Consider the following 13,575-nt stretch of genomic DNA (forward strand, 5'->3'; position numbering starts at 1 on the left):
GAGTTAGCGTGGTCTGCGCCAAAAGACTGCATTACCATGTCCGCTTCACCATTTTGTGGCATTCACCACATCCCGGCCGATGTCGACAAGGAACCAAGCGCGTAATGTCCAGAGCCAAGACCGCCCGCCAGGCTGAGATTCTCGCCGAGCTCAACAACACCCCCAGCCTGCGCATCGCCGACCTGGCTAGGCTGCATGGCGTATCCAGTGAAACCATACGCCGAGACCTCGACGAGCTAACCCGTAGCGGCCACCTGAACCGTACCTATGGCGGCGCGGTGCGGGCCATCACCAGTGAGCCCTCGGTCACTGAACGTCACCGACTGTTCGGCCCCGAGCGCGAACGGATCGCCCGGGTGGCGGTGGAGCTGATGAAGGACGCGCGCATTCTGATGATCGGCTCCGGTTCAACCACCTTGCATGTGGCTCGCCGCATCGCGACGGCGATGAAGGACATCACCGTGATCACCCATTCCTTCGGGGTTGCCACGGTACTGTCGATCAACCCGACCATTCGGGTCATCGTTGTGCCGGGGGACTATCACGCAACCGAAGGCGCCATGGTCGGCGCCCACACGGTGGCCTTTCTCAACGGCCTGACTGCCGATTTCGCCGTCCTCGGCGCCAGCGGCCTGTCCGCCGAAGGTCCGACCGACGCGCTGATCGACTGCGGGGTGGTCTACAGCACCATGCTGCAGCGCTCGGGTAGCACGCTGGTGGTGGCCGATCATTCGAAGTTCGACGCGACCTTCCCGGCTCGTTATGCCAGCTGGCAGCAGGTGGATCACCTGGTCACCGACGAGCAGCCGACCGGCAAGCTCGCCAGCGCCCTGAGCCAGCACAAAGTCATTGTGCGACGCGAGTAGCCGCCAGGGCGTGGAAGCGGGCGCGAAACTTGCTTTGCTCCCTTCGCAGGCCGCTCGAGCCCCCGCCCGGGGAAGTGCCCGATGAGTCGCGGCCTCCGTACGGAGACGACCATGCTGGAAAAATTCGAGATACCAGAACTGCAACCTGACTTGGTACAGCGGGTTCAGGTGGATGGCCACGAGGTGGCGGCCTACAGCTACGGCAGTGGCGACGAGGTCCTGCTGTGCCTCAACGGCGGGCCTGGCCTGCCCTGCGACTACCTGCGCGACGCCCACGCCTGGCTGAAGGACCGAGGCCTGCGCATCGTCGCCTTCGATCAGCTCGGCACCGGCAAGGCGGACCGCCCGGAAGACCCAGCGCTGTGGACCATAGCCCGCTACGTAGAGGAAGTGGAAACCGTACGCAAGGCCCTCGGCCTCGGCCGGGTGCACCTGCTCGGGCATTCATGGGGTGGCTGGCTCTCCATCGAATACAGCATCCATTACCCGCAGGCGGTGAAGACGCTGATTCTGGAGAACACCGTTGCGGACATTCCGCACCTGTCCCAAGAGCTCGGCCGGCTGCGCGCGGCACTTGGCAGCGAAACCGTGGCGATGATGCAGCGCCACGAAGCGAAGGGGACCACCGATCACCCCGAGTACCAAGCCGCGGTCACCCTGCTGAACTACCGTCACGTGTGCCGCCTCGAGGAATGGCCGGCCCCGGTGAAGCGTTCGCTGGACGACTGGAACATGGGCCCCTACCAAACCATGCAGGGACCGAACGAGTTCCTTTACATCGGCAACCTGCGCGACTGGAACCGACTAAAGGAAATGGGCGAGTTCCGCATGCCTATCCTCATCACTACCGGCCAGCACGACGAACTCACCCCCGCCTGCGCCCTGCGCATGAAACTGGCCGCGCCCCATGCGGAAGTGCATGTATTCCCCAATAGCAGTCATATGCCATTTTATGAAGAGCCGGCGGCTTATTTTCCAGCCTTGCTCTCATTTCTGAGGCGTCATTTTAGTTGAGCACTAGCCTTAAGGCGAAGACTGAAGGCGCTGCTGAGCCGCCAGTTCAACGAGGCCCCGCCCGGCCGCTCCAAGGAATTCGCCACAAGCGGCCAGTCGTAACAGGCTGAAATCGACCCGGAGCTGCCGGTCACGACAGGCAACAATCGGCCAATAAGTGCCGCACAAATCCCGGCGGGTGCAGATTTCCGGGCGGTTTGCGCCAGATCAGTTGGAGACGCTTTTCAAGCCCCGGGATGGGAAGAGCTACCAGCGCGCCACTGCGAACTTCGTCTTGTACTGCGGAAGCCATCACCAACGACACGCCGAGTCCCGCCCTGACTGCTTGTTTGACTGCCTCGGTGCTGCCTAGCTGCATACCGCTGCGAGGCACGCCCAGCTCGCCAAAGTATTCGGTCAGAAGCCGTCCGGTACCGCTACCCGGTTCACCTCCCAGCATCGGCAGGTCCACCAGACGATCGCGTTCTATGCACCCTGCTTCAGCCAGCGGATGGTCGGGGCTGACGATAAGTACCAGCGGCTCGACCCGCCAGAGGCGGTGTTCGAAGTCGGGGTGAGGTAGCCACCATTCCATGATCGCGGCGTCGAGCTGGCCCGCCAGTAGCTGGTCGGCCACATCCGGGTTGGCGGCGATGCGCAGATCCACCTCGCCCCTCTCATTTGCGGTCGTCAGATAGCTGCGCACGAATGGCTGGAGAAGGTAGGTGCCGATGTTGGAGCTGGCCCCGACGCGCTCACTATTTCCATGCAGGGCTTCTAGCGCCCGGGCGTGCATGTCGAGCAAGGCGGTCGCATGCGGCATGAAGGCCAGCGCACGTGTGGTAGGCTGGCAGCCGCTACGACTGCGCTGCACCAGCGTTACGCCGACCTGCTCTTCAAGCTTCTGCAAGTGCTGCGACACCGTCGGCTGGGCCAGCCCCAACGCCCTCGCCGCGCTCTGAAAACTGCCTGTTTGAACGATCGCTACCAGGCTCTTCAGCCAGACCGGATTCAACATGCGGCAGGCTCGGCCTGGGGCAGACGGTTCGCAGCGTTGATTGGGCGCGCACCTGCCAACGCCTGGATGATGCTCTGCGCTGCACAACGTTCAATCTCCAGGCGCACCGCGCGCACTGCCGACCCTATGTGCGGAGTGAAGAGCGTATTCGGATGCGCGAGCAGCGCAGGATCGATCAGCCGCGGCCGGTCCGCGCGAGCCCAGTCTTCCATTTCGAATACATCCGCCGCATACCCGCCGAGCTGGCCTCGCTCAAGCGCCGCGAGCACGGCGGCTTCATCCACTACCGAACCACGACAGGGGTTTACAAGCAGAGCGCCCGGCCGTACGAGGGCAAGCAGCTCGGCGTTGACCAGATGCTCAGTATCGGCATTCAAGGGAAGCGCCAGCAGGATGAAGTCCGAGCTGGCGAAGAGTTCGCTGCACGCCACCTGGCGCAGGCCGAGCCGTTGCTCGGTTTGTGTATCCAGAGCCTTCGCCTCGTGGTACTGCAGGGTCGCGCCCCATCCCTGCAAGCGCTCAGCCATGGCCTGTCCGATGGCGCCCATGCCAAGGATGCCGACCGTCGCGTTATCCAGCCCCGTGCCGTAGAACTGTGGTTGCCAGCCCTGGAACTCGCCAGAGCGGACGAACGCATCTGCTGCGCGCAGATGCCGCCCCAGCCCCACCGCCAGTCCGATCGCCAGCTCGGCAGTCGGGACCGTCAACAGATCAGGCACGAAGGTCAACCAGACCCCGCGGGCAGTACAGGCGTCCACATCGAAATTGTCGAAGCCCTTGAGCGCGCAGCCGACCACACGCAGCTCGGGGCAGGCTTGGAGAAATTCTGCATCGACCCGATCGGGCATGAACGCCATCATCGCCTGAGCATCGCGGCAGCGGCGCAGAATTTCCTCGCGCGTCAGCGTGCTGTCGCTCTGGTTGGTCATCAGCTCGCAATGTGGCGCCAGCAGTTGCAGGATCTCATCGTGTACTCGGTGAGTTATAACGAGTTTCGGCAGCATGGTTTGTCCTATTTGAAACGTTTGCGCAGCACGCCACTGAAGGCGTCTACTAGCGTGACCATGGCCAGGATGACCAGCAGGATTGCTGCAACCTCCTGGTACTGCATGATGCGCAGCGAGCCCATGAGTTCGAAGCCGATACCGCCGGCGCCAACCATGCCCATCACGGTGGAGGCGCGAAAGTTGTATTCCCAGCGGTAGATCGCCACGTCGGCGAACTGTGGAGTCACCTGTGGCAAAACCGCGTGCAGCAGCACTTGCATCGGCGTAGCCCCCGCCGCCCGAGCGGCTTCCACCGGCGCTTCGTCGACGTGCTCGATGGCCTCGGCGAAGAACTTGCCGACCATGCCGATCGAATGCAGACCCAGGGCAAGCACGCCCGGCAAGGCGCCGAACCCTACGGCTGCAACGAAGATGATGCCCATGATCAGCTCCGGCACCGACCGCAGGGCATTGAGCAGCACCCGGGCAACACCGAACACAAGGGGGTGCGGCGCCGTATTGCGCGCTGCAACGAAGGCCACCACCAGCGAGAACACCACTGCGATGGCCGTGCCGGCGATGCTCATCGCCAGCGTGTCGATCAACGGGCGAATCCAGCTTCGATAGCCCGAAAAGTCTGGCGGCATGGCCTCGCCTGCCAGGGTCGCGATGGAGGGCAGCCCGTTCAGCAGCGTGGTGGCATCGAGCAGCCCCACGTACCAGCAGGCCAACAGCACCACTCCGAGTACAATTGCCACCTGCCCCAGCTGGCGCCACCAACCGAGGCCGAAGCCTCGAAGGATGTGCTCGCGTTGCTCTGCAGGCAGCGCCTGCACGTCATGATGAGTAGACATATCGGTGCTCACATCGTGGCGAAGTCGAGGCCGAGCAGCGATCCCATGTTGCGAATCACATCGTAGTCGGCGTCGGTGATTGGCGCGAAGGCCTCGGCTTTGAAGTTGCGCAGCACTTCGGGATCGTCGATACCGACGAATACATCCCGCACCTTGGTTTTCAGCTCGGGGCTCAGGTTCGAGCGCATCGCCCAGGGGTATTGGGGATATTCGCCGCTGTAACCAAGTACTTTCACCTTGCTCGGATCGATTAGGCCACGTTCGGCTACTTGATTGAAAATTACCTCCGACAGCCCACCCGCATCGGCGTTTCCGTTCGCCACGTTGACGGCAACGGCGTCATGCGTGCCCACAAAATGTTGTTCGTAGTCCTGCCCACCCGTCAGCTCGGCCGTCTCAAGAAGCACGGTTTTGGGAATCAGATGGCTGGACGTCGATGCCCGGTCACCATAGGCCATCTTCTTGCCCTTAAGGTCGGCATACTCATTCGCGCCTGACGCCACATTGGCGATAATCACTGAGCGATAGGTCGGCTTGCCGTCGATGACCATGGCAGCGAAGGGCTCGATGTCGCTTTTGCTTTTGGCCATGACGTAGGACAGCGGACCGAAATACGCCAGGTCGATACGGCCAAAGCGCATCGCCTCAATCATCGAGGAATAGTCGGTGGTTACGATCAGCTGCACCTTCTTGTCCAGATGCTCTTCCAGATAATCCTTCAGCGGCTGGTTTCGCTTGATCAACTCCGAGGCGTTTTCGTCCGGCAGCAGCGCAACCTTTAGCACATCCGGATCGGCATCGGCCGCTACGGCGGACAGACTTGAAACAGCGGACAGCAAACAGGTCAATAAGAGAGCGGATAAGCGTTTCATCGGGACATCTCCAGTGAAGGTGCGAGCATGACAGGGGTTTCAGCCGGAGCAGTTGCTGGCTGAGTCGTAGAGCGGCCTGCATAGATGCGCTCAAGCTGCGCATCGGTGAGTTCCGAGGGCGCGGCATCGAAAACGATCTGAGAATCGGCCAGCCCGACGACGCGATCGGCGAAGCGGCGGGCATATTCGAGTTGATGCAGCGAAACGATGGCGGTGATGCCGTCTTCCTTGCAGATGTCGCGCAGCAGTCCGAGAACACGGACCGAAGTGGCCGGGTCGAGACTGGCTACCGGCTCATCGGCAAGAATGATCGCGGGCTGTTGCGCTAGCGCACGCGCGATGCCTACCCGCTGCTGCTGGCCACCGGACAGTTTGTCCACCCGGCTTAGCGCCTTGTCTGCCAGACCGACCCGAGCGAGGCAACTGAGCGCAATCTCCTGATCGGCACGCGGCAGAGGAAACAGCGAGCGGAGCGTGTTGTGAAAGGCCAGCCGACCGGTAAGCACATTAGCCAGTGCGCTTTGACGTTCGATTAGCTGGTGGTGCTGAAAGATCATGGCGGTACGCCGACGATGCTGACGCAAGGCCGAGCCGCTGCCGAGCTCACCGAGCTCGCTGGTGACACTGCCGCGAGTGGGCGTGACGAGTCGATTGAGGCTACGGAGCAAGGTCGACTTGCCTGCGCCCGAGAGACCAAGCAGCACGGTGAACTCACCACGCCGAAATGCAATCGAGGTATCGCGTAGGGCTGTCACGCCGCCTGGGTAGACGACGCTCAACCGGTCGACCCGCAGCACGGCGTCCTGTATCGGATGGGGCGTCATTTGATCACCTTTCGCAATATTGCTGGCCGCACAATTGCGGTTCGCGATGCAAAGGGTAGAAATTCCTTGTTAACGCACTGCTTCTAAATGATGACATTTCGATGAATGCTTCGAATCTGCCGTAGCGGGGCGGCAAGCGAAGCCGTGGAAGAACGGGCGCAACGTAGCGTCTTTCTTCACGCGGGATACAGGAGGCTTTGATTGATACTGCTGCGGATTCGCTACAGTAACGTTGGGCCAGAACGTAATGCCATCCAAGCAAGAGAGCGCACACTAGCGGACTATAGGAGACATTCTACTCTTGCCCGTCGATTGACCCAGGCCGTTATGTGGCTGGTCGAAACCTTCAGGTGCCGCCCAACTAGATGTCTGTTGTCGCGCCCAGCTTAATGCTAGCGCAAGCCGCTTATTCTTCTAGCAACGCCGCGCTAGTCTTGAATGATGTTTCCTCAGTAGACTGATCATGCGCGGTATCTGCTTCGATGCCTTGAAGAGAACGCCTTCGGCTAAATGTCATATGACCAGCGCTTTTTACACTTCGGTTATTACTCCTTTTTTCAGCGAGATTGGGAGGGAAGGATGATTGCATATACAATGGTCGGAACGACCGATCTGAACCGTTCAGCGCGTTTCTACGAACCTATATTCTCAGCAATGGGGTTGGAAATTTCGTGGAGGGACGAGCGATCGGTTGCTTGGGGAGTTCCGGGCAACCGGACCCCCACCTTTCACGCTTGTCTTCCTTATAACCAAGAGGAAGCATGCCCCGGCAATGGAACCATGACGGCGTTACTCACGGAGAGCCCAGCGCTAATAGGGCGACTCTTTGAACTCGCGCTTGAGAACGGAGGTACTGACGAAGGCTCTCCTGGCCCCAGACCTGAGTACGGAACGGGATTCTACGCAGCCTATGTTCGTGATCCTGACGGCAACAAGTTGGCCTTTGTCTATTTCGACGATAACCAGTGTGGCGGTTAGCGTTACCACTAAGTCTTGGTCGCCTCTATATAGATGAATCATTTATATGAACAAGCGACCAAACAAACATGTATTAGCTACTCAAGATAGCAATCCGATATATCCTGCACTTAGTGACCAAATCGTCTTAGCTCCTTTTGACCCCTTCGGCGATATTCGCTGGCATGCCCCGGCTGGCGTCACCCCGGTAAATCTCATGCCGTTTCTGGTTCGGGGTCGACTCGGAACGCTTCGTTAGCTGAACGATGCCACTTGATACGCTACCGGCCAGTACGAGGAGTTACAGTACTAGACGACCGCTTTCGGCCAAAAGCAGCCACTTAACAGATCTTAGATATGATGTGGCCGGCGCCTAAAACTTACCAATTGTTACGTGCAAGCGATTAGCGAGTCATTGCACGTAACAAGACAACTTTCCGCCTCTTAGTCGTGAGAATGACCGTGACTTTCGACTTCAGCTTGCGTCTCCGGCTCGCTGCCGCCACATGCCGACAGCAGACCTAGTAAACAAACCAGCAGCAGGGAGCGGCTCAGCGTAATTGAATTCGTCATGATGTATTCCTTCAATATCGATCAGGGATGTAAAAGCCCCGGCGCCCATGACGCTGGGGCTATTTCTCTTAGATAACGCGTTTGACGCTCAGGTACTCACCCTTGGTCTTGAGCGTAATCGTCACGTCACGGTTGCTACGGTTTCGCCAGAACCAGCCGTGGGTGCCGTCGAAAATGGCAGTGAATTCGCCTTTATCACCTTTGACCTGCTTGGCCTTGCTGTAGCTGTGGTAATAGCCCTTCGGGCCGTTATAGGGCTCGCCATGGGTGTCGTGATTGACCGGAACGCCATCGGTTGCCCACTCGTAGCTGACCGTGGCCTTGTCCAGCATCTCCAGCTTAATTTCACTGGCCTCGCCCGGCTTCAGCGTGACAGTCACTTCATCGGACTTCAGGGCGGGCTGCGGCTCTGCAACCGGCTCAGCCACAGTTGCTGCCGCAACTTGCTCCTGAGGCGCCACCTGACTAGACGCGGGGGCTTGTACGACCGGGGCCGCTGCTGGCGGGACAGCTGCATCCGCAGCCGCTTCTTCGGCGAGAATTTCTTTCATTTCACCCATCTGAGTCAGGCCAAGTACACGGCCGACGCCCGTGGGGTCGATGGCATATTCAGAAGGCATCACTACGGTGACCAGTAACGCTGCGGCAACACCCACGGCGATCACAGTGGAGCGCAGCAGCTGGCGGCTGGTTGGCAATTCACACTGGGTTGGAAGCTTGGTATTGAACATGCTGAGAATTCCTTACTGAGAGACGATCAGGCCGGTGAGCTGGTAACCCATCAAGAGGAAACCGGCGCTCATCATGGCGACGTTAGCGGTGTAGGCATGGCGCCAGAAGCTGGCGGTTCGTCGCCAGTAGCCCATGACGATCAAAATGGCGCTCAGCGCCAGTAGCTGGCCAATTTCGACTCCGACGTTGAAGGCGATTAGGTTGGCGACCAGGCCATCCGCGGAGATCTCGTACTCCTGGATTTTGGTTGCCAGGCCGAAGCCATGCAGCAAACCGAAAATCAACGTGGCCGCTTTGGTGTTCGGCTGGTGGCCGAACCAGCGCTGGAAGGCGCCCAGGTTATCCAGGGCCTTGTACACCACCGAGAAACCGATGATGGCGTCGATCACATAGGAGCTGATGGTGATTTCCGCCAATACACCGAGCAGCAGCGTCACGGTGTGGCCCACGGCGAACAGGGTGACGTAGAGCCCCACGTCTTTCAGGCGGTAGAGAAAGAAGATCACCCCAAAGAGAAACAACAGATGGTCGTAGCCGGTGATCATGTGCTTGGCGCCCATGTAGATGAACGGCAGCACCATCACCCCGGAGCTTTCCTGGATAAAGCCCTTGTCGCCCTCGGCAACAGCGTGGGCCAGCGCGTCAGGCATGCCGAGAAATAGCAATGCGGTGAACAAGAGCAGCAGTATTAGCGAGCGGTTTGGGCGCGCGGAAAATGCGCCCATATCGCACATGGATAGCGAATGCATAGTTGAGTCCTACGTGACAGTGGTATTGGCCGCATAGCGGCCGTTGTCAGAGTGCGAATCTTGGGCGTGGTGGCCGCTCGATCAGGAAGATCGGACTGGGAGGGATGACGTAGCGCGTGGCTTCTATCGGCTGCGGACGCTCTGGCAGCGTACTGACGGTGAGAAGCGTACTCAGGTATGGCGTTTCGTGCACGTGGTCGGCGGTAAGCGTGGAGTGGTAGTGATCCGCGCATCTGGCACAGACCGAAATACCCGTGCTTTGGGAATGAGCATGAGCATGGTCCCCGCCGTTCCACCCACCTTGGCTCACCCCAGGGCCAAGTGCGGCGCTATGCCCGGCCCATGCCATTAGCATGACGAGGGCAAGGACAAACGTTAACTGAGCGCTGACCGGTTTACTGAGCATGATGTGTCTTCGATTGCAGATTCGGCTGGCCGCCCGACGACAACGGCCGGTTTACACTGGTCGTGTGGAAACTGGATCGGCTCGGACGCGACCTGCGACATCTCATCAACACCGTGCACGACCTGACTGGGCGCGGCATCGGCTTGAAGGTATTAACCGGGCACGGCGCGGCCATCGACACCACGACCGCCGCCGGCAAGCTGGTCTTTGGCATCTTCGCCGCCCTGGCCGAGTTCGAGCGCGAGTTGATCGCGGAGCGCACGATTGCCGGCCTAGCCTCGGCCCGCGCGCGCGGGCGGAAAGGCGGCCGGCCGTTCAAGATGACCGCCGCCAAGCTGCGGCTGGCGATGGCGGCAATGGGTCAGCCAGAGACCAAGGTCGGCGACCTGTGCCAGGAACTTGGCGTCACGCGGCAGACCCTGTATCGGCATGTTTCACCCAAGGGTGAGCTACGTCCAGATGGCGAGAAGCTACTCAGCCGAATTTGATGCCGGCATGAGGCAACGTAGCGACAGCGTGGTTTGTCTCAATGGGAAGCGCTCATGATCGATCTTTGAAGGCCCGCAGCAGTCGTGTCACAGACAGGACGAACAAACCGGTCAGCGTGAGGGCTGCGATACCCCAGTACTCTCCGATGAACGCGCCGGCCGTCGTGCCGGCCAGCACAATGGCGAGAATCGGCAAATGGCAGGGACAGGTGAGCACGGCCAGCGCGCCCCACAGGTAGCCGGTGATCGGTTTGTGCGTCTCGGACGGCAAGCGCTCGGGGCTGTTCATGGCAGACTCTCCGCGTGCTGTGCCGGCTCGGTCGGCATGGTGGCCAACTGCACCTCCAGATCGGCCAACGCTTCGCGCCGACGCTCGACGAACTGGCGCAGAACGGCAAGCTGCGCGGCCGCTTCATCGCCGTCCGCAGCATCCAGCGCCCGGCACAGCCGCGCCAGCGCGTCCAGGCCGATGCCCGCCTCGAAGGCCGCCCGCACGAAGCACAGCCGTTGCAAGGCGGCATCATCGAACAGGCCATAGCCGCCCGGGGTGCACGCCACCGGACGCAGCAATCCGCGCAGCAGGTAGTCGCGCACGATATGCACGCTCACCCCGGCATCAAGGGCCAGCCGGGACACGGTGTAGGCGCTCATTGAAAACCTCCTTTTTTTATCCAGCGCAGCAGGAAAGCTGCTTCACGTCCTTGTTGAAGGTCTGCGCCGCAAGCTTCAACCCCTCGACCATTGTCAGGTAGGGGAACAACTGGTCGGCCAGTTCCTGCACCGTCATGCGGTTGCGGATGGCGAGCACCGCCGTCTGGATCAGTTCGCCCGCTTCCGGGGCCACCGCCTGCACGCCGATGAGCCGTCCGCTACCTTCCTCGATGACCAGCTTGATGAAGCCGCGTGTGTCGAAGTTGGCAAGCGCTCGCGGAACGTTGTCGAGTGTCAGCGTGCGACTGTCGGTCTCGATGCCATCGTGGTGCGCTTCCGCCTCGCTGTAGCCCACGGTGGCGACTTGCGGGTCGGTGAACACCACTGCCGGCATCGCGGTCAGATTGAGGGCTGCGTCGCCGCCGGTCATGTTGATCGCGGCACGGGTGCCGGCGGCCGCTGCCACGTAGACGAACTGCGGCTGGTCGGTGCAGTCGCCGGCCGCGTAGATGTTCGGGTTGCTCGTGCGCATGCCTTGGTCGATAACGATGGCCCCTTGCGCATTGACAGTGACCCCCGCCGCGTCCAGCGCGAGGCTGCGCGTATTCGGTGCCCGACCGGTGGCAACCAGCAACTTGTCAGCGCGCAATTCACCGTGTCCGGTGGTCAGCACGAATTCGCCGTTCACATGGGCGACCTGGCTGGCTTGCGTGTGCTCCAGCACCTCGATGCCCTCGGCGCGGAAAGCGGCTGTCACGGCCTCGCCGATGGCCGGGTCTTCCCGGAAGAACAAGGTGCTGCGTGCCAGGATCGTGACCTGGCTGCCGAGCCGGGCAAAGGCTTGCGCCAGTTCCAACGCCACCACCGACGAACCGATCACGGCCAGGCGTGCGGGAATGGTGTCGCTGACAAGCGCTTCGGTGGAAGTCCAGTAGGGTGACTCTTTCAGGCCCGGAATCGGCGGCACGGCCGGACTGGCACCGGTGGCGACCAGGCAGCGGTCGAACGTTACCTCGCGCTCGCCACCCTCGTTCAAACGGACGACCAGGCTCTGGTCGTCCTTGAAACGCGCTTCACCGTGCAAAACGGTGATGGCTGGATTGCCGTCCAGGATGCCTTCGTATTTGGCGTGCCGCAGTTCATCGACACGGGCCTGCTGCTGGGCCAGCAGTTTGCTGCGGTCAATCGCAGGCACAGTTGCCGCAATACCGCCGTCGAACGGACTTTCCCGGCGCAGATGGGCAATATGGGCAGCGCGGATCATGATCTTGGACGGCACACAGCCGATATTGACGCAGGTGCCGCCGATGGTGCCGCGTTCGATCAGCGTGACCGTCGCGCCTTGCTCGACGGCCTTCAGCGCCGCCGCCATCGCGGCCCCGCCGCTGCCAATGATGGCGATATGCAAACCGGCGCCCTCAAGTGCATCACGGATTTTTGGTTCATCTTTGAAATCACCAACCCGGATCGAGCCTTGATAACCCAATGCGGCGATGGCGGCCAGCAGTTGGTTGTGGCTCACGGCGGTGTCTGCCATGACTTGCGCGCGGCTTTCTGGATAGGACACCACAGCGGCATTCACGCCGGGAATCTTTTCCAAAGCATCTTTGACATGGGTGGCGCAGGATGTGCAGGTCATGCCATTCACGGTGATTTCGGTCATTTTTTTACTCCATTGAATTTCGGGGTGCAGCAGGCATCGGCTTGGCGTTTTCGTTGGATGGCGTAGATGGTCAAGCCGATGAAAATCGCCAGCGCAGGCAGCAGCACATAGTCCAGATAGCCGGTCAGCGCGGACAAGCTGACCACACCGAGCAAAATGACCAGAACAGGGGTGAAGCAACACAGCGCCACGAGGGTTGTGCCAATGATGCTGACCCGCAGCAGTGTCTTCGGGTCTTTCATGATCAGTTCTTGACTGATGATGGGTAGCCCGCATCCTCGGTAGCCTTGGTCAGTTTCTGCACGCTGGTCTTGGCATCATCGAAGGTGACCACCGCTTCGCGCGTCTCGAAGGTCACGTCAACTTTACTGACGCCATCGACCTTGGAAATCGCCTTCTTGACAGTGATCGGACAGGCCGAGCAGGTCATGCCCGGTACGGACAGCGTAACGGTCTGGGTGGCGGCCCACACGGGGGCAACAACGGCAGCGAGGGCAAGGGCGGAAAGCAGCTTTTTCATGGTGAACTCCTGTGATCAATAGAAAAATGGCACGACGTAGGGAAATCCGAGCGCGACCAAAACCAGCACGGCCACGCCCCAGAAAATGAGCTTGTAAGTAGCTCGCACTTGGGGAATCGCGCAAACCTCACCCGGTTTGCAGGCGGCTGACGGCCGGTAGATGCGCCGCCAGGCGAAGAACAACGCCACCAGCGCCACGCCGATAAAGATGGGGCGATAGGGTTCCAACACCGTCAAGTTGCCGATCCAAGCGCCGCTGAACCCCAAGGCGATCAGAACCAGCGGCCCGAGGCAGCAAGCCGAGGCGAGGATGGCGGCCAGCCCGCCAGTGAAGAGCGCGCCGCGCCCGTTTTGAGGTTCAGACATACGTTTGTCCTTTCGAATCTGAATTGGATAGCTTAAGCTTACTTCCGTAGTTATGTA

17 protein-coding genes and 1 pseudogene are annotated in these 13,575 nt (G+C 60.6%); 4 read left to right on the forward strand and 14 right to left on the reverse strand.

The features are described from left to right. The first annotated feature begins 104 nt into the window (after window positions 1–104). Both HXW87_RS24505 and HXW87_RS24510 read left to right on the forward strand, forming a co-directional pair. Window positions 105–866, forward strand: coding sequence for a DeoR/GlpR family DNA-binding transcription regulator (locus HXW87_RS24505; protein WP_023082609.1), 762 nt, complete (start codon window positions 105–107; stop codon window positions 864–866). A 111-nt stretch (window positions 867–977) separates the two neighbouring features. Further along, entirely contained in the window at window positions 978–1,880 is a 903-nt protein-coding gene (locus HXW87_RS24510) for a proline iminopeptidase-family hydrolase (RefSeq protein ID WP_023082610.1), read from the forward strand. A gap of 130 nt (window positions 1,881–2,010) precedes the next feature. Here the strand turns inward: HXW87_RS24510 and HXW87_RS24515 are convergent, their stop codons facing one another. Genes HXW87_RS24515 through phnC form a run of 5 tightly spaced genes read right to left on the reverse strand, consistent with a single transcriptional unit; the run spans window position 2,011 to window position 6,413 of the window. Then, window positions 2,011–2,877: a LysR family transcriptional regulator gene (locus HXW87_RS24515; protein WP_023083078.1), complete on the reverse strand. Its 867-nt coding sequence runs from the start codon at window positions 2,875–2,877 to the stop codon at window positions 2,011–2,013. Beyond that, window positions 2,871–3,881 carry a phosphonate dehydrogenase PtxD gene (gene ptxD / locus HXW87_RS24520; RefSeq protein WP_003152798.1) on the reverse strand — a complete coding sequence of 337 codons (1,011 nt, stop codon included), beginning with the start codon at window positions 3,879–3,881 and terminating at the stop codon, window positions 2,871–2,873. Before ptxD ends, HXW87_RS24515 begins: the two co-directional genes overlap by 7 nt. Before the next feature lie 8 nt (window positions 3,882–3,889). Further along, window positions 3,890–4,717 carry a phosphonate ABC transporter, permease protein PhnE gene (phnE, locus tag HXW87_RS24525; RefSeq protein ID WP_003298907.1) on the reverse strand — a complete coding sequence of 276 codons (828 nt, stop codon included), beginning with the start codon at window positions 4,715–4,717 and terminating at the stop codon, window positions 3,890–3,892. Window positions 4,718–4,725: 8 nt separating this feature from the next. Further along, window positions 4,726–5,589, reverse strand: coding sequence for a phosphate/phosphite/phosphonate ABC transporter substrate-binding protein (gene phnD / locus HXW87_RS24530; RefSeq protein WP_023083079.1), 864 nt, complete (start codon window positions 5,587–5,589; stop codon window positions 4,726–4,728). Next, window positions 5,586–6,413, reverse strand: a complete 828-nt coding sequence (phnC, locus tag HXW87_RS24535; RefSeq protein ID WP_003117867.1) for a phosphonate ABC transporter ATP-binding protein — start codon at window positions 6,411–6,413, stop codon at window positions 5,586–5,588. Before phnC ends, phnD begins: the two co-directional genes overlap by 4 nt. A 594-nt stretch (window positions 6,414–7,007) precedes the next feature. Between phnC and HXW87_RS24540 the strand changes: the two genes are divergently transcribed. Next, on the forward strand, window positions 7,008–7,391 hold the full coding sequence (locus HXW87_RS24540) for a VOC family protein (protein WP_228381280.1): 384 nt from the start codon (window positions 7,008–7,010) through the stop codon (window positions 7,389–7,391). A 423-nt stretch (window positions 7,392–7,814) separates the two neighbouring features. On the opposite strand, the gene HXW87_RS29520 is transcribed toward HXW87_RS24540, so the two are convergent. The 3 genes from HXW87_RS29520 to HXW87_RS24550 form a co-directional block, all read right to left on the reverse strand. Then, window positions 7,815–7,943 (reverse strand): hypothetical protein, encoded by a 129-nt coding sequence (locus HXW87_RS29520; protein WP_255342263.1) that lies wholly within the window; start codon window positions 7,941–7,943, stop codon window positions 7,815–7,817. A gap of 68 nt (window positions 7,944–8,011) precedes the next feature. Further along, window positions 8,012–8,674 carry a hypothetical protein gene (locus tag HXW87_RS24545; RefSeq protein WP_020309260.1) on the reverse strand — a complete coding sequence of 221 codons (663 nt, stop codon included), beginning with the start codon at window positions 8,672–8,674 and terminating at the stop codon, window positions 8,012–8,014. Window positions 8,675–8,686: 12 nt separating this feature from the next. Continuing rightward, window positions 8,687–9,424, reverse strand: a complete 738-nt coding sequence (locus tag HXW87_RS24550; RefSeq protein WP_023083080.1) for a HupE/UreJ family protein — start codon at window positions 9,422–9,424, stop codon at window positions 8,687–8,689. 459 nt (window positions 9,425–9,883) lie between these two features. Here HXW87_RS24550 and HXW87_RS24555 point away from each other — a divergent pair. Then, a pseudogene (locus tag HXW87_RS24555) lies at window positions 9,884–10,318 on the forward strand (recombinase family protein); the annotation flags it as partial. A 52-nt stretch (window positions 10,319–10,370) separates the two neighbouring features. On the opposite strand, the gene merE reads toward HXW87_RS24555, so the two are convergent. From merE to merT, 6 genes are read right to left on the reverse strand one after another with little or no spacing between them, the layout of a single operon-like run. Beyond that, on the reverse strand, window positions 10,371–10,607 hold the full coding sequence (merE, locus tag HXW87_RS24560) for a broad-spectrum mercury transporter MerE (RefSeq protein WP_001087809.1): 237 nt from the start codon (window positions 10,605–10,607) through the stop codon (window positions 10,371–10,373). Next, window positions 10,604–10,969 (reverse strand): mercury resistance co-regulator MerD, encoded by a 366-nt coding sequence (gene merD / locus HXW87_RS24565; protein ID WP_003465059.1) that lies wholly within the window; start codon window positions 10,967–10,969, stop codon window positions 10,604–10,606. Before merD ends, merE begins: the two co-directional genes overlap by 4 nt. Before the next feature lie 16 nt (window positions 10,970–10,985). After that, a complete protein-coding gene (gene merA / locus HXW87_RS24570) occupies window positions 10,986–12,632 on the reverse strand; it encodes a mercury(II) reductase (protein WP_000136268.1) in 1,647 nt (548 codons plus the stop codon). Next, window positions 12,629–12,874, reverse strand: a complete 246-nt coding sequence (gene merF, locus HXW87_RS24575) for a mercury resistance system transport protein MerF (protein WP_023083081.1) — start codon at window positions 12,872–12,874, stop codon at window positions 12,629–12,631. The genes merA and merF overlap by 4 nt, the downstream gene beginning before the upstream one ends. A gap of 2 nt (window positions 12,875–12,876) precedes the next feature. Then, window positions 12,877–13,152 (reverse strand): mercury resistance system periplasmic binding protein MerP, encoded by a 276-nt coding sequence (gene merP, locus HXW87_RS24580; RefSeq protein ID WP_000735441.1) that lies wholly within the window; start codon window positions 13,150–13,152, stop codon window positions 12,877–12,879. 15 nt (window positions 13,153–13,167) lie between these two features. Then, window positions 13,168–13,518, reverse strand: a complete 351-nt coding sequence (gene merT, locus HXW87_RS24585) for a mercuric ion transporter MerT (protein WP_001294667.1) — start codon at window positions 13,516–13,518, stop codon at window positions 13,168–13,170. Window positions 13,519–13,575: the final 57 nt, after the last annotated feature.

Source organism: Pseudomonas sp. Y5-11 (genome assembly GCF_022368695.1).
GTDB classification, from domain to species: Bacteria; Pseudomonadota; Gammaproteobacteria; order Pseudomonadales; family Pseudomonadaceae; genus Aquipseudomonas; species Aquipseudomonas parakoreensis.